Source organism: Amycolatopsis sp. lyj-109 (assembly GCF_046548995.1).
Taxonomy (GTDB): domain Bacteria; phylum Actinomycetota; class Actinomycetes; order Mycobacteriales; family Pseudonocardiaceae; genus Amycolatopsis.
On the sequence record NZ_JAJPWR010000014.1, the window covers coordinates 12,093 to 29,983 of the forward strand.

18 protein-coding genes are annotated in these 17,891 nt (G+C 73.6%); 10 read left to right on the plus strand and 8 right to left on the minus strand.

Annotated features, from left to right (window positions below; translation table 11 throughout):
- Nucleotides 1-44 precede the first annotated feature (44 nt).
- Genes ACLJQF_RS28745 through ACLJQF_RS28755 form a run of 3 tightly spaced genes read left to right on the plus strand, consistent with a single transcriptional unit; the run spans nucleotide 45 to nucleotide 2,919 of the window.
- Nucleotides 45-1,172, plus strand: coding sequence for a hypothetical protein (locus ACLJQF_RS28745; protein WP_410613311.1), 1,128 nt, complete (start codon nucleotides 45-47; stop codon nucleotides 1,170-1,172).
- The gene (locus ACLJQF_RS28750; protein WP_410613313.1) at nucleotides 1,169-2,080 is read left to right on the plus strand and encodes an ABC transporter ATP-binding protein; all 912 of its coding nucleotides are present in this window, start codon (nucleotides 1,169-1,171) and stop codon (nucleotides 2,078-2,080) included. Before ACLJQF_RS28745 ends, ACLJQF_RS28750 begins: the two co-directional genes overlap by 4 nt.
- Nucleotides 2,077-2,919, plus strand: a complete 843-nt coding sequence (locus ACLJQF_RS28755) for an ABC transporter permease (RefSeq protein WP_410613315.1) — start codon at nucleotides 2,077-2,079, stop codon at nucleotides 2,917-2,919. The genes ACLJQF_RS28750 and ACLJQF_RS28755 overlap by 4 nt, the downstream gene beginning before the upstream one ends.
- On the opposite strand, the gene ACLJQF_RS28760 is transcribed toward ACLJQF_RS28755, so the two are convergent.
- Complete coding sequence (locus ACLJQF_RS28760; RefSeq protein WP_410613317.1) at nucleotides 2,909-3,715, minus strand: lipase family alpha/beta hydrolase; 807 nt, start codon at nucleotides 3,713-3,715, stop codon at nucleotides 2,909-2,911. The genes ACLJQF_RS28755 and ACLJQF_RS28760 overlap by 11 nt on opposite strands.
- Before the next feature lie 62 nt (nucleotides 3,716-3,777).
- Entirely contained in the window at nucleotides 3,778-6,357 is a 2,580-nt protein-coding gene (locus ACLJQF_RS28765; RefSeq protein ID WP_410613319.1) for a CHAT domain-containing protein, read from the minus strand.
- Between the two features lie 99 nt (nucleotides 6,358-6,456).
- Here ACLJQF_RS28765 and ACLJQF_RS28770 point away from each other — a divergent pair, with 99 nt between their 5' ends.
- A complete protein-coding gene (locus ACLJQF_RS28770; protein WP_410613321.1) occupies nucleotides 6,457-7,638 on the plus strand; it encodes a S8 family peptidase in 1,182 nt (393 codons plus the stop codon).
- On the opposite strand, the gene ACLJQF_RS28775 is transcribed toward ACLJQF_RS28770, so the two are convergent.
- Both ACLJQF_RS28775 and ACLJQF_RS28780 read right to left on the minus strand, forming a co-directional pair.
- Nucleotides 7,635-8,081, minus strand: coding sequence for a hypothetical protein (locus ACLJQF_RS28775; protein WP_410613323.1), 447 nt, complete (start codon nucleotides 8,079-8,081; stop codon nucleotides 7,635-7,637). The two genes, ACLJQF_RS28770 and ACLJQF_RS28775, sit on opposite strands and share 4 nt — an antisense overlap.
- Nucleotides 8,078-8,638 (minus strand): RNA polymerase sigma factor, encoded by a 561-nt coding sequence (locus ACLJQF_RS28780; RefSeq protein WP_410613325.1) that lies wholly within the window; start codon nucleotides 8,636-8,638, stop codon nucleotides 8,078-8,080. The genes ACLJQF_RS28775 and ACLJQF_RS28780 overlap by 4 nt, the downstream gene beginning before the upstream one ends.
- A gap of 192 nt (nucleotides 8,639-8,830) precedes the next feature.
- Here ACLJQF_RS28780 and ACLJQF_RS28785 point away from each other — a divergent pair, with 192 nt between their 5' ends.
- Complete coding sequence (locus ACLJQF_RS28785) at nucleotides 8,831-8,995, plus strand: hypothetical protein (protein ID WP_410613327.1); 165 nt, start codon at nucleotides 8,831-8,833, stop codon at nucleotides 8,993-8,995.
- Here the strand turns inward: ACLJQF_RS28785 and ACLJQF_RS28790 are convergent.
- Nucleotides 8,992-10,176: a glycoside hydrolase family 64 protein gene (locus tag ACLJQF_RS28790; RefSeq protein ID WP_410613329.1), complete on the minus strand. Its 1,185-nt coding sequence runs from the start codon at nucleotides 10,174-10,176 to the stop codon at nucleotides 8,992-8,994. The genes ACLJQF_RS28785 and ACLJQF_RS28790 overlap by 4 nt on opposite strands.
- A gap of 37 nt (nucleotides 10,177-10,213) precedes the next feature.
- Nucleotides 10,214-11,128, minus strand: a complete 915-nt coding sequence (locus tag ACLJQF_RS28795; RefSeq protein WP_410613331.1) for an EamA family transporter — start codon at nucleotides 11,126-11,128, stop codon at nucleotides 10,214-10,216.
- Nucleotides 11,129-11,204: 76 nt separating this feature from the next.
- On the opposite strand from ACLJQF_RS28795, the gene ACLJQF_RS28800 reads away from it, so the two are divergent.
- On the plus strand, nucleotides 11,205-11,702 hold the full coding sequence (locus ACLJQF_RS28800) for a MarR family winged helix-turn-helix transcriptional regulator (RefSeq protein ID WP_410613333.1): 498 nt from the start codon (nucleotides 11,205-11,207) through the stop codon (nucleotides 11,700-11,702).
- A 103-nt stretch (nucleotides 11,703-11,805) separates the two neighbouring features.
- Here the strand turns inward: ACLJQF_RS28800 and ACLJQF_RS28805 are convergent, their stop codons facing one another.
- Entirely contained in the window at nucleotides 11,806-12,750 is a 945-nt protein-coding gene (locus ACLJQF_RS28805) for an MBL fold metallo-hydrolase (protein ID WP_410613335.1), read from the minus strand.
- Between the two features lie 339 nt (nucleotides 12,751-13,089).
- Between ACLJQF_RS28805 and ACLJQF_RS28810 the strand changes: the two genes are divergently transcribed.
- From ACLJQF_RS28810 to ACLJQF_RS28825, 4 genes are all read left to right on the plus strand, one after another.
- A complete protein-coding gene (locus tag ACLJQF_RS28810) occupies nucleotides 13,090-13,566 on the plus strand; it encodes a PTS sugar transporter subunit IIB (protein WP_410613337.1) in 477 nt (158 codons plus the stop codon).
- A 6-nt stretch (nucleotides 13,567-13,572) separates the two neighbouring features.
- A complete protein-coding gene (locus ACLJQF_RS28815) occupies nucleotides 13,573-15,192 on the plus strand; it encodes a PTS system mannose/fructose/sorbose family transporter subunit IID (RefSeq protein ID WP_410613339.1) in 1,620 nt (539 codons plus the stop codon).
- A gap of 112 nt (nucleotides 15,193-15,304) precedes the next feature.
- On the plus strand, nucleotides 15,305-15,694 hold the full coding sequence (locus ACLJQF_RS28820; protein ID WP_410613341.1) for a PTS sugar transporter subunit IIA: 390 nt from the start codon (nucleotides 15,305-15,307) through the stop codon (nucleotides 15,692-15,694).
- Nucleotides 15,691-17,019, plus strand: a complete 1,329-nt coding sequence (locus ACLJQF_RS28825; protein ID WP_410613343.1) for a hypothetical protein — start codon at nucleotides 15,691-15,693, stop codon at nucleotides 17,017-17,019. Before ACLJQF_RS28820 ends, ACLJQF_RS28825 begins: the two co-directional genes overlap by 4 nt.
- A 64-nt stretch (nucleotides 17,020-17,083) precedes the next feature.
- Here the strand turns inward: ACLJQF_RS28825 and ACLJQF_RS28830 are convergent, their stop codons facing one another.
- Entirely contained in the window at nucleotides 17,084-17,854 is a 771-nt protein-coding gene (locus ACLJQF_RS28830; protein WP_410613345.1) for a GntR family transcriptional regulator, read from the minus strand.
- Nucleotides 17,855-17,891 lie beyond the last annotated feature (37 nt).

Here is a 17,891-nt window from a genome sequence, read left to right on the forward strand (position 1 = left end):
GGGCCCGGGATCATGCGTACAAAGGACGGAAGAGGTGATGCCGGATGACGCCCTCGGTGGTGCGGCACGGGAAGCGGCGCCGGTGGGCGGTGGTCGCCGTCGTGGCCGCGGTGCTGGTTTCCGCGCCGTCGGTCGTCGCCGCGCTCGCCCCGGCCGGAGCGGCGGCCGACCCGGAGCGGCTGCGCGCCCTCGTGCTGGACTCCGCCGCACGGCCGTACCAGGGTTACGCCGAGAGCGCGGGGTCGCTGGCCCTGCCGGAGCTGCCGAACCTCGCCGCCGTCACCGCGCTCTTCTCGATGCGGACGCCGATGCGCGCCTGGTACGCCGGGCCCGACCGCTACCGCGTCGACATCCTCGGCACCGCCGGTGAACACGACGTCTACCGGCTGCCCGACGGCGAATACACCTGGGACTACGGCGACAACACGCTGACCGAGCTGATCGGCGACCCGGGGCTGCGGCTGCCGCGGGCCGGGGACCTGCTGCCGCCCGAGCTCGCGCGGCGGATCCTGCGCGCGGCGAAGGGTGACCCGGTGAGCGCGCTGCCGGGGCGGAACGTCGCCGGGGTCGCCGCGTCCGGCCTGCGGCTCGTCCCCGCCGATCCGGACACGACCATCGGCCGGGTCGACGTCTGGGCGGACCCCGCGACCGGGGTGGCGGTGCGGGTCGAAGTGACCGCGCGCGGGCAGGAGGCCCCGATCCTGGTGACCGAGTTCCGGCAGCTCGACCAGACGATGCCGGTCGTCGAGGCACCGCGGCCGGCGCTCGGGTCCGGGTTCGGCGTGGCGAGCGCCCCGGACGTCACCGACACGCTCGGCGCATTCGGCCAGGTCCCGCTGCCCACGTCGCTCGCCGGGCGGCCGGTGGTGTCGGAGAACTTCGGCGGCGTGCAGGGTGCCGCGCTCTACGGCCGCGGGCTGGCCGCCTTCGCCGTGATCGCCGTGCCGCGGACGGTGGCCAACGCGGCGGGCGACGCCGCCGGGAAGGCCGGTGCGGCGCAGGTCAAGCTGGCCACGGGGAGCGTCGTGCAGCTGTCGATCACGCCGCTGTCCCTGGGGATCGTGCGGTCGTCGGTGTCCCGCCGCTCCTACCTGCTGGCCGGGACCGTGACGCCCGGCGTCCTGAAGTCCGTGGCCGACGAGCTGTCCCGGCTGCGCCGGAGTGGCTCGTGATCGTCACGCGCGCGCTGACCAAGCGCTACGGCCGCACGGTGGCCGTCGACGCGGTCGACCTCGACGTCCGCGAAGGCGACCGCTACGGCTTCCTGGGCCCCAACGGCTCGGGCAAGACCACCCTGGTCCGGATGTTGCTCGGCCTGGTCTACGCGACCGCCGGGGAGATCGAGGTGCTCGGGAAACCGGTGCCGAAACGGGTCGCCGAGGTGCTGCCGGACGTCGGCGCGCTCGTCGAAGGCCCGGCCGCGTACCCGCACCTGTCCGGGCGGCGGAACCTGACGCTGCTCGACGCCGCCGGCCGCGGCGGTGGCCGCCGTACCCGGCGCCGTCGCATCGACGAAGCCCTCGACCAGGTCGGGCTGGGCGGGATCGACCAGCGGCCGGTGAAGGCGTACTCGCTCGGCATGCGGCAACGGCTCGGGCTCGCCGGCGCATTGCTGCGGCGGCCCCGGCTGCTGATCCTCGACGAGCCGACCAACGGGCTCGACCCGCAGGGCATCAAGGAGATCCGGGAGCTGCTGGTCGAGCTGAACGCGGGCGGCACCACGGTGTTCCTGTCCAGTCACCTGCTGGCCGAGGTGGAGCAGCTGTGCACCCGCGTCGGCGTCGTCGACCGCGGCCGGCTCGTGCTGGAGGACGACCTGGCCACGCTGCGGGCGGCCACCGGCCGGATCCTGATCGGCACGCCGGACGCGGCCGAGGCGGTCGCCGTTCTCGACGGGCAGCTCGAAGCCCGCGACGGCGACCGGCTGGTCATCCGGCACGGCGATCCGGCGGCGCTGAACGCGCTGCTCGTCGCGGCGGGGGTGCGCGTGACGTCGATCCACGCCGAACAGCGGACGCTGGAACAGGTCGTCCTCGACGTGACGGGTCCGGGCTCGGACCGGTTCGGGGCGGCGGAATGATCGGCGTCGAACTGCGGAAGCTCGCGCTGCGGCCGCGGGTCTGGTTCAGCGTGCTGCTGCTGTGCCTGCTGCCCGCGATCGTCGGCGTCTTCCTGGCCACGGCCGACTTCGCGCCGCCGCCGGGGCAGGGCGGGGCATTTCTCTCGGCGGTGGTCAACGACGGCGCGCTGTACCCGGCCGCCGCGCTCGCGCTGGTGCTGCCGCTGTTCCTGCCGATCGCGGTCGCCGTCACCGCGGGCGACGCGATCGCGGGCGAGGCCGCCACCGGCACCCTGCGCTACCTGCTGGTGCGCCCGGTCGGCCGGACCCGGCTGCTGGGCGCCAAGATGGTGGCGCTGGCCGTGTACGTGACCGCGTCGATCGTCATCGTCGTGCTGACGTCACTGGTACTCGGGGTGATCCTGTTCGGCACCGGCGGCAACCCGGGCATCGCGGGTCCGGGCGGGCAGCCGACCGGCGTGACGTCGCTGTCGGGCCAGTCGCTCAGCTCGTCCGCGCTGGGCCTGCGGCTGCTGGGCGCGGTTTCCTACATCGTCGTGTCGATGCTCGGGTTCGCGGCGATCACGATGTTCCTCTCGACGGTGTCCGACTCGGCGCTGGGGGCCGCGTTGGGCGGGCTGGCCGTGCTCATCACCAGCTCCGTGCTGGAGACCCTGGACGCGGCCGCGTCCGTGCGGCCCTACCTGCCGACGCACTACTGGCTGTCCTGGATCGACTTCTTCCGGGATCCGGTGCTGTGGCGCAACATCGACCACGGGCTGCTGCTGCAGGCCGGTTACATCGTGGTGTTCTTCGGGGCCGCGTGGGCGAACTTCGCGACGAAGGACGTCACGAGCTGAGGCAGTCGGTGGGCGCTTCGAGCGGGGTGGTGCCGAGGGCCTGCAGGACGATCTCGGTGACGGCGGGATCGGTGGGCAGGTCGCCGTGCCCGGCCGCGTTGCCGGGGCAGACTTCCTGCAGCGGGACGTTGACGGCGCCGTCGAGCCGGGCCGAGTCCGGCGGCGTCACCGTCTCGTCGCGGTCGGTCCAGAGCGACAGCCACGGCAGGCCCGGCGGGACCGGCTGCTTGGCCAGCTCCTGCAGGAGACTGCTGCCCGGCGCCAGCTGGACGCACGCGGTGGGACAGCCGCCGGGGACCAGCGCGCCGCCCGCCGTGGCCAGACCGGTGCCGTGCATCGGCGCGCCGAGCGTCACGACCCGGCGGGCCTGGTGCGCGCCGCCTTCCCGGCCGACCCACAGCCGGGCCACGACACCGCCGGCCGAGTAGCCGACGACGTCGACCGAAGGCGCGCCTTGTTCGTAGGCCTTTTCGACGGCTTCGGCGAGGACGGCGGCCTGTTCGACCAGGTCGCCGGTGCCGTCGCCGGCCAGGGTGAGCACCTCGGCGGGCCGGCCGGTGGCCTGCCGGATCCGCTCGGCGAGGGTCTCCAGCGCGCCCCGGCCACCGCCGTAGCCGGGGACGAGCAGCACCGGGCCGGGCTTGTCCTGGTCCGGCGTCCCGGCTTCGGGCGCGGCCCTGGCCCCGGAGGTGACGACGGCGGTGGCGACGACCACGGCCACCACGGCGACGGCGACGCTGCTCAGCATCAGCCGTCGCCGCGGGCTGAGCCCGCTCCACCAAGCCGTGATCCGCACAGCTCCATGATGACCGACCCACCCCTCCCCGGGCACTTTCACGTGAAAGTGCCCCGGGGGGGTCAGCCGGCGCCGTAGCAGACGTAGCTGGACGCGGCGGGGGAGTCCGGGAGCTCGGCCTGGGCGCGAGCGAGGGCGGCGGCCGGGCCCAGGCCCGACGCCAGGTGGCGGTGGTGGCGGACCATCAGCGCGCGGCCGGCGTCGTCGGGGATCGGGAGAACCGTCGCGACCAGGCTCGTCGTGCCCAAGGCGAGCAGGGCCGACGCCAAGCCCAGCAGCTCGTCGCCCGCGTGAATCGCCGAGCGGCCCGAGTCACAGCCCGACAGCACCACCTGACGCGGCGGGCGGGCCAGCCGCTCCAGGTCGTACACCGTCAGGGGACCGTCGGCGAGCCGCAGCGCCGAGAACAGCGGGTTGTCCGTGCGGAACACCCCGTGCGCCGCGATGTGGCCGAGCGCGGCGCCGTCGAGCGCGGCGAGCACCGGCTCGACCCGCGCGGTGCGGCCGGTGAAGCGGCGGGCGCCCGGGTAGCGGCGGGCCAGCGCGGCGGCTTCCGCGGCGGCGTGCGGCAGCCCGGGGCCGGCCACGACGACGTGATCGCCACCGTTGCCGCCGGGTGTGGTTGCCGCGCGGTGCCACAGCGCTGCCGACGGCGCCAGCGACACCGGACGTCCCCGGCAGCCCGGCAGGGCCGGCCACGGCAGTTCGTGCAGCCGCCCGGTCGGCACGAGCACCAGCGGGCCGTCGCCGAGCGGGAGCGGACCCAGCAGCAGGTCGTCGAGACGGCGGGCCGTCCGCTCGGCGAGCCCGGCGAAGGAGCCGAGGCCGAACGCCGTCCGCCGCAGCGCGAACCGCAGCTCGTCCAGGCGTTCCGCGGCTTCGGCTGCCGGGCCCAGCTCGCACCGCCGCAGCCGGCCGCCGGTGAGGACGAGCGCCGTCAGCCGCCCGTCCAGTTCGAGGAACTCCACCAGCGTCGCCGGGCCCAGTGCCTCGGTGAGCTCCACCCGCGACGGGATCGGAGTGTCCGATGTGGACACGCCGGCCGCGTGCCGGGCCCGGTCACGCACCGCCTTTTCGAGCCGGGCCTGCCGGCGCAGCAGGGCCGGCGCCTGGCCGGTGCCCGCGGCGAGGTCGACGGCGATCTGTCGCAGCGCGGCGAGGTCGGCGGCCAGGCCCTCGTCGTCCGGCGGCCGCGCGGGCCGCAGCCGCAGCGCGCCCGCGTGCCGCTGTTCCGCCCACCGCAGGACGGCCTCCGGGTGGCCGCCTTCGACGGCGAGCCGCAGGCCCAGGCCGGTCAGCTCGCTCGCGTGCCCGGACGCGTGGGCGCGCAGCTCGCTCGCGCCCAGCCCGGCCCGGAACCGGCCGACGACCCGGACGCCGGCGCGCACCGCGGCGTCCGCGCCCCGGCGATCGCCGTGGACCAGCCGCAGCAACGCCGTCGCGTGCCAGGCCCGGGCCCGCAGCTCGGCCGGACCGCCGCGCCCGGCCCGGCCGACGACCGTCAGCTCCGCCTCCGCGACCGCCGGACGGCCCAGCTCGAGCGCCAGCGACGCGACGATCAGCCGCGCGTCCAGGGCCGGGACCACCCAGCCCGCCTCGGTCAGCGCCGCCACCGTGCGCTGCCCGGACCGGAGCATCGCCGTCGTCCGGAGCCCGCTGTCGCGGCGGGCCCGCAGCGCCAGGTACCCGCCGAGCGCGGCCCAGCCCGGCCGGTGCTGCCGGGCCGCGGACCGCCGGGCCAGCGAGGCTTCGCGCAACGCCGTGTCCGGGTCGCCGTCCAGCAGCGCCACCTTCGCCAGCAGCAGCCGCGCCTGGACGAGGTCGACGGCGTTGCGCCGGCGCTCGTAGTCGGCGACGGCGGCCGTAGCGGCTTCGCGGGCTTCGGCGATCAGGCGGACGGAGAGCAGCGTTTCGGCGCGTTCGATCGGCAGCAGTCCCTGGTCGGTGCCGGCCTCTTCGTAGCGCGAAGCGGCTTCGTCGTACGCGACGAGCGCGGCCGGGACGTCGCCGCGGACGGTGGCGGCGAGCCCGCGGTTCTGCCACACCATCGCCGTCCGGCCGAGGTGGCCGGTCGCGGCGAACCCGCTCTCGGCCCGGCGCAGGTCCTCCTCGGCGCCCCGCCAGTCGCCGAGCCGGGCCAGCACGATGCTGCGGTTGGTGCGGACGGTGGCCTCGATCAGCTCGTCCCCGCCCGCCGCGCGCAACGTCTCGAGCGCGGCCGCGAACTCCGCGGCGGCGGCACCGAACCGGCTGATCTCGGTGAGCACGACGGCCCGCTGCATGCGCAGCCGCGCCGCCGCCGTCCCGGTCAGTTCCGGCATCGCGCGGTCCAGCTCGCGCAGCGCTTCGGCGGTGCGCCCGGTCAGCGTCAGCACGTAGCCGAGCACCCCGCGCGTCTGGGCGGCCCGCTCGCGCAGCCCGGCGTCGCCGGCCAGCCGGACCGCCGCGCGCAGCCGGGTTTCGGCGTCGGCGAGCCGGCCCGTGGCCACCCCGGCGAGGCCGAGCGCGTGCTCGGCGACCGCGGCCGCCTCGGCGTCGCCGTCCGCTTCGGCGAGCGCGGCCCCGGCCAGCGCCCGCGCTTTGGCGGGCGCGGTGAACGCGAGGTCCGCCGCGGCGACGGCCTTGGCCAGGGGACCGGTCATCGCCGCTTGTGCCCGTTCCAGCCGGTGTGTATCAGATTGAAGGGTTCGCGGATCGGGTTACCGACCCGTTCACTCATGACCGGTCCCGGAGGGGGACACATGACCCGATATCGCCATCGGGCCGGCGAGCTGCTGGTCCATGCCGACGATTCTGCCGCGATCCACGCCGAACTGGCAGGGTTCGGCTACCACCCGGCCGGGGCCGCCGGGGCGCTGCGGCGCTTCACGGGCACCCGCCCGGTCCCGGAGGTGCTCGCCGCCCTGCCCGGTCCGCACCGCGCGGCGCCGAACCACCTGTTCGGGCTCGACCGCATCATCTGGGGCGACTTGCGCCCGAGGCCGACGCTCCAGGAGCTGGACCCGGTACCACTGTCAGGCGACATCCCGGTCACGGTCGGGGTGATCGACACCGGCGTCGTGCTGCACCAGGGCCGTCCGCACCCCTACATCGCCGAGCGGGTGCTGTTCGAGCAGGAGGACACGGTCCGGGTGACGCGCGCCGAAGACGGCAACCCGGCCGGCACGGCGGCGCACGGGACGTTCGTCGCCGGGGTGCTGCTGAAGCAGGTGGACGCCCCGCTCGAGGTCCGCGTCCGGATGAAGGGCGTGGTCGACCGGGACAGCGGCGAGGCCGAGGACCTGGCGGTCGCCGCGGCCATCGACGAACTGCGCGAAGAGGGCATCACCCTGATCAACCTGTCGTTCTCCGGCGCGACCTGGGAGGACGAGCCGCCGAAGGCGATCGAGGCGGCCCTGCGCCGGCTGCCGCGGGAAACGGTGGTCGTCGCCTCCGCCGGGAACCTGGCTTCCCGGCGCCGGGTCTACCCGGCCGCCATCCGGTTCGACGCCACCGAGCCGGGCACGGTCGATCCGAACCACGCCTGGGTGATCGCGGTGGGCTCGGCCGACGTCACCCAGGATCAGTCGAAGCCGGTCGTCGCCGACTTCAGCAACTACGGCCCGTGGATTTCGGCGTACGCCGACGGGGTCGACGTGTTCGGCCCCTACCTGTGGCCCGGCTACCCGCTCCAGCCGCCGGGCGAGGTGCCGCCGTACAACGGCTGGGCGGTCTGGAGCGGCACGTCGTTCTCGGCCGCGATCGTCAGCGGGCAGATCGCGGCGGTGATGGCTCAGGGCGCCGACGCCCGGGCGGCCGCCGAGTTCGTGCTCCAGCGGCCGGATCCGGTCACCGGGCAGCCGCTCCCGGTGATCGTCCACGATGTCAACGGCGACGCGGGAGTCCCGTACCTGCGGGGAGTCTTCGAGCAGGGCGTGGGTTAGAGGCTGGCCCAGCCGGTGGTGACCGTCGTGCCGTCCGCGGCGGTCACCGTCACCCGGGTCGCCCCTCGCGGGAGCCCGGTCGCGGTGAACCAGCCCTCCGCGCCGATCGGCCTGGTCTGCCGCTCGCCCGCCACCTCGATCACCGCGTCTCCGGTCGCACCGGTGATCAGGCCGCGCAGGGAAACCCGGCCGCCCGCGTACTCGACCTGCAACTCCACCGACACTCGCGGCGATTCGAACGACAGCAGCCGGACGTCGTCGCCGTCCGCGCGGACCGCGCCGGCTTCCGCCAGATCCGAGTCGAAGGCCAGGTCCGCCAGCTCCGCGTCGAGGTCCCGGGTGGTCAGCGCCGCGCGGGCCTGGCGCAGCACGAGCTCCGGCACCGGGTCCGCCGCCGCGGCGGCGGCACGCAGGACGTCCATGAGTTCGTCGTCGGCGGTCATGACCGGTCCTCCGTTCCGAGGCCGGCCCGGCCGGCCCGCTCGCGCAGCCGGCCCAGGCAGCGCTGCCGGGTCGGGCCGATGCTGCCGATCCGCATGTCGAGGGCGGCCGCGACGTCCGCGTACGACGGCGGCGGCGTCGCCATGAGCACCCGCAGCAGCCGCCGGCACTGGTCCGGCAACGACTCCAGCGCGCGCCAGAGCGCGGCGTCGCGTTCGCCGAGCAGCAGGGCCGCGTCCACGGCCGGACCCGGTGCGGGTTCGTTCTGCCAGACCTGGTCGTCGGCCGGGCGCTCCCGGTCGGTGCGGCGGAGCTGGCGCAGGCACTCGTGCCGGGTGGTGGTGGCCAGCCAGCCGGGCAGCCGCTCCGGCTCCTTGATCCGGCCGAGGTTTTCGACGAGCTTCAGCCACGTCGTCTGGACGACGTCGGCCGCGTCGGCGTCGGAGAGCCGGTGGGCGCGGGCGATCGACCAGAGCAGGCTGGCGTACCGGTCGACCAGGGCGTCCCACGCCGCCTGGTCGCCGCGCGCGGCCGCTTCGAGCAGGGTCGTGGTGTCCACTTCACCTCCGCTTGACCCACTCAGCCTAGCCAACAGCAGCCCTTCGGACCGGTACGCCATCGGGGGACTCCTTCGCGTCTTTCCCGCCCGCTGAGCCGATCCGGTGAAGGGCCGGGAAATACGTGAACCGCCCCCGTTTCGGCGCCCGTGTGCCCGGTGGGAGTGGTGGAGATGGTTCGGGGTGAGCCGGTCATGCGGTCTGTCGTACTCGTTGTGCTGGTGGTGGAGCTGGTGGGCTGCGGCCCGCCGGTGGTGGAGGTGCGAGGCCGGGCGCAGCCGGTGCCGGTGCACACCGGCGCACCCCCGGGCGAACTGCTCGGGGACACGCCGGTGGCGCCGGTCGTCGTGCGGCTCTAGCTGAACGGGTCCAGCGTCAGGTAGGCCGTCGCCGGGTTGCCGTCGTTGACCAGGGATTCGTAGTGGCCGACGTCGTCGAACGCGAAGGCGTACGCCTTGCCGTCGGCCATCTGCGCGTGGATCTTGCGCGCGTAGTGGTTGGTGACGGCGTCCTGGTAGAAGCCCGCCGAGCTGGTGTCCGGCTGGTTGGCGTTGGTCAGCAGCGTCGAGCGGTTGAAGCCCGCGCAGAGCGTGCGCGAGATCTGGCCGCGGACGTCGTTCGGCGCGTCGAGGTTCTTGTAGCAGCCGAAGACGCTGTCGGAGTCCGGCTTCTGGAACGCCGTCACGAACCCGCCGGAGGTGTTCGTGAAGTTCATGACGTTGCCGGAAACCCGGCCGTAGTACTTGACGTTCGCCTGGTCGGCCACCGGTGTCACGGTCAGCGTGGACGAGCTGTACTTCGTCCAGACGCGGTTGATGTAGTCCTGCAGCACGGTCGCGGGCAGCGCGCCGGCCTCGATGCCGTGGCTGGGCGCCAGCGCGCGCAGGACCGTGCCGTCGGAGCGCGTCCGGATCAGGTTGGCCCAGCCGCCCGGCTGGCCGCGCAGTGCGGTGTAGAAACCGTTGTAGCCGCCCGGTTTCAGGTGCCCGGTGTTCCGCGTGGTGCCGCCGGCGGGCTGCACGCCGACCGCGTACGGTGCGGAGAACATGTCCACCTGGGTGCTGTTGATCCAGAGGCCGCCGTCGTTGAGCGTGTACTCGGACCAGTTGAAGAGGATGTTGACGTTCGGGTCCGACGGGTTCTGGACCGCCGGCTGCACCAGGCCGCCGGTGGCGAGCTTGAAGACCAGCTTCTGCCCGTAGGAGAAGTAGATCCGGCCGGAGAACTTCGGGATCCGGATGGTGATCGACTGGCCGTTCGCGGGGCCGGGGATCGACGCGTCGGGCGCCGGGATCGGCGGCACCGCGCCGCCGGGCCAGGCGTGGAACCCGCCGTTCGCGTCGGCCCAGCCCTGCTGGCCGGTGGCCAGGTTCGTGCCGAGGTCGTAGAGGTAGACCGGGTCGCCGCGGCCGGAATTGTTGGTGATCTTCAAGGGGATCGTGGCCGGTACCGCCTCGGCGGCGGGGGCGGTCGCGGTGGCCACCGCGAGTGCCGCGGCCAGCACCACCAGCCGTTTTCGGACGGACGTCTTCGTGCGCACGGGCGCCTCCTCGTCGAGGCCGATGATCGCAAGTTGTTCAGACCATTTCAGCGTCGGTGGCCCGGCGAGCGGTTGTCAAAGGCTGATAATTATCAGCCCCCGTCCGGACCAACGCCGGCCGTTGCGCGGCCACGACGGCGGCCAGCACGATCGCGGCGCCCAGCAGCTGCCACGCCGTCAGCCGCTGGCCGAGGACGAGCCAGCCGAGCAGGGTGGCGACGACCGGGCTCAGCAGCCCGAGGAACGTCACGTGGGTCGCCGGCAGCGCGCGGATCCCGCGGAACCACAGGGCGTACGCGAACGCGGCGCCGATCAGCGCGAGGTAGGCGTAACCCATGAGGTTCGCCCCGGACAGCGACGCGGGCGGAGCGCCTTCGACGGCCAGTGCGACCGGCACGAGCACCAGACCACCCGCGACGAGCTGCCAGCCGGTCGTCGCCAGCAGGGGCGCGGGGGACGTCCAGCGCTTGCTCAACACGACGCCGAAGGCCATCACGACGGCGCCGCCGGCCGCGGCGGCCACGCCGATCGCGTCGAGCCGCGCGCTCGACTGCAGGACCAGCAGGCTGACGCCGGCGACCCCGGCGACGCCCGCGAGCACGGTGCGCCGGGTCAGGCGTTCGCCGAGCAGTCCGGTGGACAGGCCGGCGACCAGCAGCGGCTGCAGGGCGCCGAGGGTGGCGGCGACCCCGCCGGGCAGCCGGTAGGCGGCGACGAACAGCAGGGCGAGGAAGGCGCCGATGTTCAGCGTGCCGAGCACGAGCGACCGCCACCACCAGTCGCCCTTCGGCAGCCGGCGGGTGAGCGCGACCAGCAGCAGGCCGGCGGGCAGCGCCCGGATGACGGCGGCGAGCAGCGGGCGGTCGGGCGGGAGGAACTCGGTGGTGACGAGGTAGGTGGTGCCCCAGATGGCCGGGGCCAGCGCGGTGAGGAGGACCTGTTTATTTAGCACTAAGGCAGATTACCTCAGCGCTAAGGTAGTTGGCTACCTGTTCGCTTACCGCTAAGGCATCGGCTACGCTGTGGTGATGGCCGACCACGTGGACCGGGTACTGGCGCAGTGGCACGCCGAGCGCCCCGACCTCGACGTTTCCCCGATGGCGGTGATCGGCCGGCTGGCCCGGCTGAGCGCGCTGGTCGACGCGGAGCTGCGCCGCACGTTCGCCCGCCACGGCCTGGACCGTGCGACGTTCGACGTCCTCGCGACCCTGCGCCGCAGTGGCCCGCCCTACCGGCTGACGCCGACGGAGCTGATGCGTTCGGCGATGGTGACGTCGGGGGCGATCACCCAGCGTCTCGACAAGATGGAGGCGCGCGGGCTGGTCGAGCGCACGCCGGACGAGGCGGACGGCCGCGGGGTGCGGGTGCGGCTGACCGAAGCCGGTGGCGAGCTGATCGACCGGGCGCTGCCCGAGCACGTCGAGACCGAGCACCGCATCCTGGCCGCGTTGGACGCCGGCGAGCGCGACGCACTCGCCGCGACGCTGCGGACGCTGCTCGAAAGCCTCGGCGGCGCGACCCCCTGACCCAAGCGCCCCAAGGCGGCCTTGGTTGCGTCTGACGCACCCAAGGCGGCCTTCGGTGCGTCTGACGCACCGAAGGCCACATTGGGGCGCTCGGGGCCGGCGGCTAGGAGATCTGCCGCACCGGCTCGCTGCCCAGCAGCAGGTCCAGGTCGATCCGGCCGCCCGCCGCGGCCAGCACCGCGTCGATCGCCAGGTCGACGTCGAGCTTGCGGCCGTGCTGGTCGGCGTACGCGCGCATGAGGTTCCCGACGTGCCGCTCCGGGTTGCGCCACGACGGCCACCGCAGGGCGGCCTGCTTCGCCAGCTTCGTGAAGTTCGACTGGCGCGTCGTCACCTCCAGTAGCCACTCCAGGTAGTCGCGCATTCCGTGGAAGGCCGTGTGGCCGGGGTTCGCCACCGGGCCGTGCCCGGGCACCAGGGTGCGCGGGCGGAACGTGTCCTGGAGCCAGGCGAGCGCGTCGAGCCAGCCGGGGATCGAGCCGTGCACCGCCATCGGGGTGTCGCCGATGAACACCAGGTCGCCGGTGAACAGCGTGCCCGAGCGCGGTTCGTGCACCACCAGGTCGCCCGCCGTGTGCGCGACGCCCGGCACCGCCACCACGTCGACGGTCGCGCCGCCCAGGTCCAGCTCGTGCCAGCCGGTCACCGGCCGGACGGCGCCGGGCTCCGGCGGCTCGAGCACGCCCCACCGGGTGTAGGTGAAGACGTTGCCGTAGGTCTGCGGCCCGGCCTTGACCAGGTCGAGGCTGCCGGGGGCGGCCAGGGCCGTCCCGCCGTCACGCAGAGCGACGCCCAGGCCGTTGTGGTGTTCGCCGTGCGCGTGCGTGATGACGACCGTGAGTTCCTGGTCGCCGGCGTACTTGCGGACGTCGCGCAGCAGTTCCAGGGTCGCCTGCTCGGTGCCGCAGGTGTCGATCAGCGCGACGCCTTCGGTGCCCTGGATCCAGCCGCTGTTCGCGACGAACCACTCGGCCGGGCTCTTCACGTACGCCACCACTCCGGGCCGTGCGTGCCGGAGCGGGACGATGTTCGATCTGACGGCCGGCATGCTTTCCTCCCCTGGACGGACGATGCGGTTAACGACGGTGACCGGGTCAGGATGCGCGGATTCTCCCGGAATGTTTCCGTCGATTTCGGTCGGCTGACCGGTCGAGATTTTTCTCGGATTCTCCGCGGTGCAGGGTCTTGACAGTCGATCACAACCGCCCATACTGGTATATACCTTTATGGGAGGGTCCGGGAGAAAAATCCAGGGGGACTTCGCGCTCGTGGGCCGACGGAAGGTCTGAGGGGTCCTTCCGTCGGCCGCGCGAAGGCCGGTCACCGGCGGTGTTGACACAGATACTGGTACGAACCAGTATGTCTCCTGCCGTCCGGGAGGAGAAACATGGCGGGGGCACACGTCCGGATCGACAACCGGCTGATCCACGGTCAGGTCACCGTCGCGTGGACCCGCCGCCTCGGCGTGCGCCGGCTGGTCGTCTGCAACGACGACGTCGCCGCCGACGAACTCCAGCGGATGCTGCTCCCGCAGGCCGCGCGGGGACTGCCCACGGACGTGCTGTCGGTCGAGGCCACCGTGGCCGCCGAGCCCGGCGCGGACGTCATGATCATCGCCAAGCACCCCGAGGACGCCTTCCGCCTCGTCGAGGGCGGGCTGCGGCCCGAAGTCGTCAACGTCGGCAACGTCGCCCCCCGGATGGGTGATTCCTACACCATGGTCACCCGCTCGGTCGCGGTCACCGCGGACGAGGCCGACGCCTACCGCAAGCTCGCCGCCGCCGGCATCCCGCTGGTCACGCAGCTGCTGCCGCAGGACAAGCCCGCCGAATTCGTCCCGCTGCTCGACCGGAAAAGGCTGTAGAACCGCATGCTCGTCGCGCTGGCCCTGACCCTCTGGGCGATCTACTGCACCTACGACGGGCTCGGCCCGTTCCTCATCTACGCCCAGCGCCCGCTGATCGCCGGCTCGGTGGCCGGCCTGATCACCGGCCACCCGCTGCTCGGCCTGCTGATCGGCGCCACGCTGGAGCTGGCGGCACTGGGCGTCTACACCTACGGCGGCGCCACCATCCCGGACTACCAGACCGGCGCGATCGTCGGCACCGCGCTGGCCGCGGGCGCCGCCGGCGCCCCGGCCGCGCAGGCCGCGATCGGCATCGGCGTCGGATTGCCCGCGGCGATCCTGCTGTCGGCGCTCGACCCGGTCGGCAAGATGGTCACCACCGCCCTGGTGCACCGCGCCGACGGCTACGCCGCCGACGGCAACGCGCGCGGGCTGGCGATGATCCACTGGGTGAGCCTGGTCCCGTGGGTGGCCGTGCGCGCGGTCCCGACGTTCCTCGCCGCGCTCGCCGCGTCCGGCGGGCTGGTCAAGGACATCACCGCGAGCATCCCGGCCGGGTTCGTGCAGGGCATGACGCTGGCCGGGTCGCTGTTGCCGGCGGTCGGCTTCGCGCTGCTGCTCGGCATGATGGAGCTGTCGCGGTACTGGTACCTGCTGCTCATCGGGTTCGTCGGGTTCGCCTACCTGCACCTGCCGGTGCTGGGGATCGCGTTGATCGGCGTCGCGGTCGCGATGCTGTTCGTGACGCTGAAGCGCGACGAACCCGTGCTCGTGGTGCCCGAGGCCGCGGACGAGCAGCCCGCGGCCGACCCGCGGCTGACGAAACAGGACCTGCGGCGGGTGTACCGCCGGTACTTCTGGTCGAGCCAGATCTCCTGGAACTACGAGCGGATGCAGGCGCTCGGCTTCGCGTACTCGATGGAGCCCGTGCTGCGCCGGCTGTACCCGGAGAAGGCCGACTACGTCGCCGGCCTGCAGCGGCACCTGCAGTTCTTCAACACCTCGGTGCTCGTCGGCGGCCCGCTGATCCTCGGCTCCAGCGTCGCCCTGGAAGAGGCGGGGACGCCGAAGTCGGCGGCGAGCACCAAGGTCGCGCTGATGGGGCCGATGGCCGGCATCGGCGACACCGTCGTCTTCGCGCTGTACAACAGCATCGTCTTCACCATGGGTGCGTCGTGGGCGCTGCAGGGCAACTGGCTCGGCCCCGCCTTCGCCGCCGTCATGGTGCTCGTGCCGTACGCGCTGGTGCGGCGCTGGCAGTTCGGGTTCGCCTACCGCGAGGGCAGGCGGCTGGCCGGGCACCTCGCCGCCGGTGCGCTCGCGCGCGTCGCCCAGGGGGCGACCGTGCTCGGGTTCGTCGTCCTCGGCGGGTTCATCCCGTCGATCGTCAAGGTCGTCACCACGCTGGCCTACCGGCAGACCACCACGGTCCAGGGGCAGCCGGTGACGCAGTCGGTGGCGATCCAGGACCGGCTCGACGAGCTGCTCCCGTTCCTGCTCCCGGTGCTGGTCACCGCCGGGGTGTACCTGCTGACGGTCAAGGCGCGGCTGCGGCCGGTCTGGGTCATCGGCATCGTCGTCGTGGCCGGGGTCGTCCTGGGGTGGCTCGGCTGGTTCGCGCCATCGGCCCCGGCGAAGAGTTAGCAATCCGGCCAAAAGTAGGCCGCCCTTCGAGCGATAGGAACCTTTGCTGCGAAAGCCATCCGGCCGTGACTGTGGCCGGGTTGCTAACCAATGACAGAGTTAGGGGTCCGCTATGTCCGTCCCGATCATCCTGGCCGGTCACGGCCGGCTGCCCTCCGGTGTCGGCGAAGCCGCCGAAATGATCCTCGGCCCGCAATCGCGGCTGAGGGTCTGCGAGCTGAGCCCGCGCGACAGCCCGGAGGAGTTCGGCGCCCGCGTGCTCGCGCTGGCCGGCAACGCCGCCGGCGTGCTGGTGCTCGCCGACCTGCACGGCGGCTCGCCGTTCAACGCCGTCCGCACGCTCGCGGCCGGGCACTCGCGCCTCCAGCTGGTCTCGGGGCTCAACCTGCCGATGCTGCTGGAAGTCCTGCTGCACACGACCGACGACGTCACCGAGCTCGCCGGGGTGGCCCGCGCCGCCGGCCGCGACGGCGTCGTCGACGTCCTGGAATCGACCTGGTGACGGCCGCGCTCCTGCTCGCCGCGCAAGACGTCCGGATCACGCCGGGGCCCGGGCACCCGCTCGGCGGCTACCTCGCCCGGGACGGCGTCGCGACCGGCACGCACGACGACCTCGAGGCGTCGCTGATCTGGCTGTCCACCGAGGAAGACCCCGGCGTGGTGTGGGTGGCGCTGGACGCGCTCGCCGTCGACGCCGGGCTGACCCGCACCCTGGCCGACGCGGTCGCCGCGGCGGTGGGCATCGACCCGGACCGGGTGCTCGTCTGCGCGTCGCACACGCATTCCGGGCCCGAAGGCTGGACCGGCCCGCTGCACCCGGGCCTGCCGGGCCGGCGCGACGCCGGGCTGGTCGGCGGCATGGCGGAGAAGGTCACCGGTGCCGCGCTGCGGCTGCGCGCTTGCCGCGGCCGCGTCCGGGCCCGCTGGCACGCGGGTTCGACGGAAGCCGTCGGCGGCAACCGCTACCGGCCCGACGGGCCGCACGACACGTCGTTCGGCGTGCTCGAACTGCGCCGCGACGACGGCACGCCGGCCGCGCTGCTGTTCGACTACGCCAGCCACCCGACGGTGCTCGGCCCCGACAACCTCGCCTGGTCGGCGGACTGGCCGGGCGCGACCCGCCGCGAGCTGGCGACCCTGGTCGGCCAGCCGGTCGCGGCGTTCCTGCAGGGCGCGGCGGGCGACGCCAGCTCCCGCTTCGTCCGCCGCGGCCGCGACCACGCCGAGGTCCGCACGCTCGGCGGCCACCTGGCGGCGTCGATCGCGCGCACGTTGGCGGCGGTGACGTCCCCGCCCGCGACGGCCGGCCCGGTCCGGCTGACCCGGTCGACGCTGCACCTGCCCTACCGCGACATCCCGTCGCTGGAGGACAGCCTCCAGCTCCGGCAGGCGGCGGAGGCGCAGTGGCAGCGCGAACTGGCCCACCACGGCGAGGACCACCCCGTGGTCCGCATCGCCCAGACCCGCTACGAAGGCTGCGCCATGCTGGCGACGATGGCGGCGGGCGCCCGGCCGACCGGCTGTGCGGAGGTGCCGGTGAGCGTGGTGTCGCTGGGGGAGATCGCCTGGCTGCACACCCCGTTCGAGCTGTTCGCGTCGCTGGGCCTGCGCATTCGCCGGGGCAGCCCGTTCCGCCACACCCGGGTGATCGGCTACACGGACGGCTACCTGGGCTACCTGCCGGACGCGGACGGCCACCGCGAGGGGATCTACGAGTCGTACGTGACGCTGTTCAGGCCGGAGGCCGGGGACAAGCTGGTGGAACACTGCCTGAAGGTGTTGCGGGCGCACCAGATCAGCCGCTGCGCCGCGGGCGACAGTTCGTGAAGGCCACCTTGAGGAACTTCAAGTTCCTCAAGGTGGCCTTCACGAACTTGGGAACCGGGGTTGCTCAGGTCGCCGGGCTGCGCCGCGCCTGCGTGAAGACCGTGTAGCGGTCCGCCCGGTACAGCGACCGGCCCGCTTCGATGACGCCGCCGCTCTGGTCGTGCAGCGTGCCCTCGATGATCAGGCACGGCTGCGTGGCTTCGATGCCGAGCAGGGCCGCGTCGTGGCTGTTGGGCAGGACGGCGGAGATCGCCGTGTCGTTCCACTCCGGGCGGACACCCCAGCGGTCCTCGATCGTGCGGTGCAGGGACTGGGTTTCCCAGTCGAACAGCTCGATGTCCGGGAACCGGTCGACGGACAGGTTGGTGCGCTCGACCGCGAACGGTTCGTCCTCGACGTAGCGGAGGCGCTCCAGCCGGAACACCCGGGCACCGGGCGGCACGTTCAGCCGGCCCGCGATGCGGGGGCCCGCGCTTTCGACCTCGGCGTGCAACACCTTCGTCTTCGGCACGACGCCGCGGGCCTGCATGTCCTCGGTGAACGAGGTCAGCATGTCGATGTGCGCGGCCTGCCGTTCGGCGGTGAAGGTCGCGGTGCCGTGCTGGCGGTACAGGACGCCGTCCGCGACCAGGCGGTTGATCTCCTGCCGCACGGTGCCGCGGGCCACCTGGAAGTGCTCGGCGAGGAACCGTTCGGACGGCATCAGCCGGCCCGGCCCGGCCTCCGAGGCGGCGCTTTCGAGGATTTCGCGCAGCTGGTCGCCCTTCGGCCGCCCCGGCTGCAGCGCGTCCGGCAGACGCAGATCGCTCGCGGCGACGTGTTTCGGACGGGGCATGGCTTCAGTATGTCGCGCCACGGCCGCCGAGGTAACA

Excerpts from the sequence above, each read along its gene's own strand:
- ACLJQF_RS28745 (WP_410613311.1), top strand. The coding sequence starts at position 45 with ATGACGCCCTCGGTGGTGCGGCACGGGAAGCGGCGCCGGTGGGCGGTG.
- ACLJQF_RS28755 (WP_410613315.1), top strand. The coding sequence starts at position 2,077 with ATGATCGGCGTCGAACTGCGGAAGCTCGCGCTGCGGCCGCGGGTCTGG.
- ACLJQF_RS28765 (WP_410613319.1), bottom strand. The coding sequence starts at position 6,357 with ATGACCGGTCCCCTGGCCAAGGCCGTCGCCGCGGCGGACCTCGCGTTC.
- ACLJQF_RS28770 (WP_410613321.1), top strand. The coding sequence starts at position 6,457 with ATGACCCGATATCGCCATCGGGCCGGCGAGCTGCTGGTCCATGCCGAC.
- ACLJQF_RS28775 (WP_410613323.1), bottom strand. The coding sequence starts at position 8,081 with ATGACCGCCGACGACGAACTCATGGACGTCCTGCGTGCCGCCGCCGCG.
- ACLJQF_RS28785 (WP_410613327.1), top strand. The coding sequence starts at position 8,831 with ATGCGGTCTGTCGTACTCGTTGTGCTGGTGGTGGAGCTGGTGGGCTGC.
- ACLJQF_RS28800 (WP_410613333.1), top strand. The coding sequence starts at position 11,205 with ATGGCCGACCACGTGGACCGGGTACTGGCGCAGTGGCACGCCGAGCGC.
- ACLJQF_RS28805 (WP_410613335.1), bottom strand. The coding sequence starts at position 12,750 with ATGCCGGCCGTCAGATCGAACATCGTCCCGCTCCGGCACGCACGGCCC.
- ACLJQF_RS28810 (WP_410613337.1), top strand. The coding sequence starts at position 13,090 with ATGGCGGGGGCACACGTCCGGATCGACAACCGGCTGATCCACGGTCAG.
- ACLJQF_RS28815 (WP_410613339.1), top strand. The coding sequence starts at position 13,573 with ATGCTCGTCGCGCTGGCCCTGACCCTCTGGGCGATCTACTGCACCTAC.
- ACLJQF_RS28820 (WP_410613341.1), top strand. The coding sequence starts at position 15,305 with ATGTCCGTCCCGATCATCCTGGCCGGTCACGGCCGGCTGCCCTCCGGT.
- ACLJQF_RS28830 (WP_410613345.1), bottom strand. The coding sequence starts at position 17,854 with ATGCCCCGTCCGAAACACGTCGCCGCGAGCGATCTGCGTCTGCCGGAC.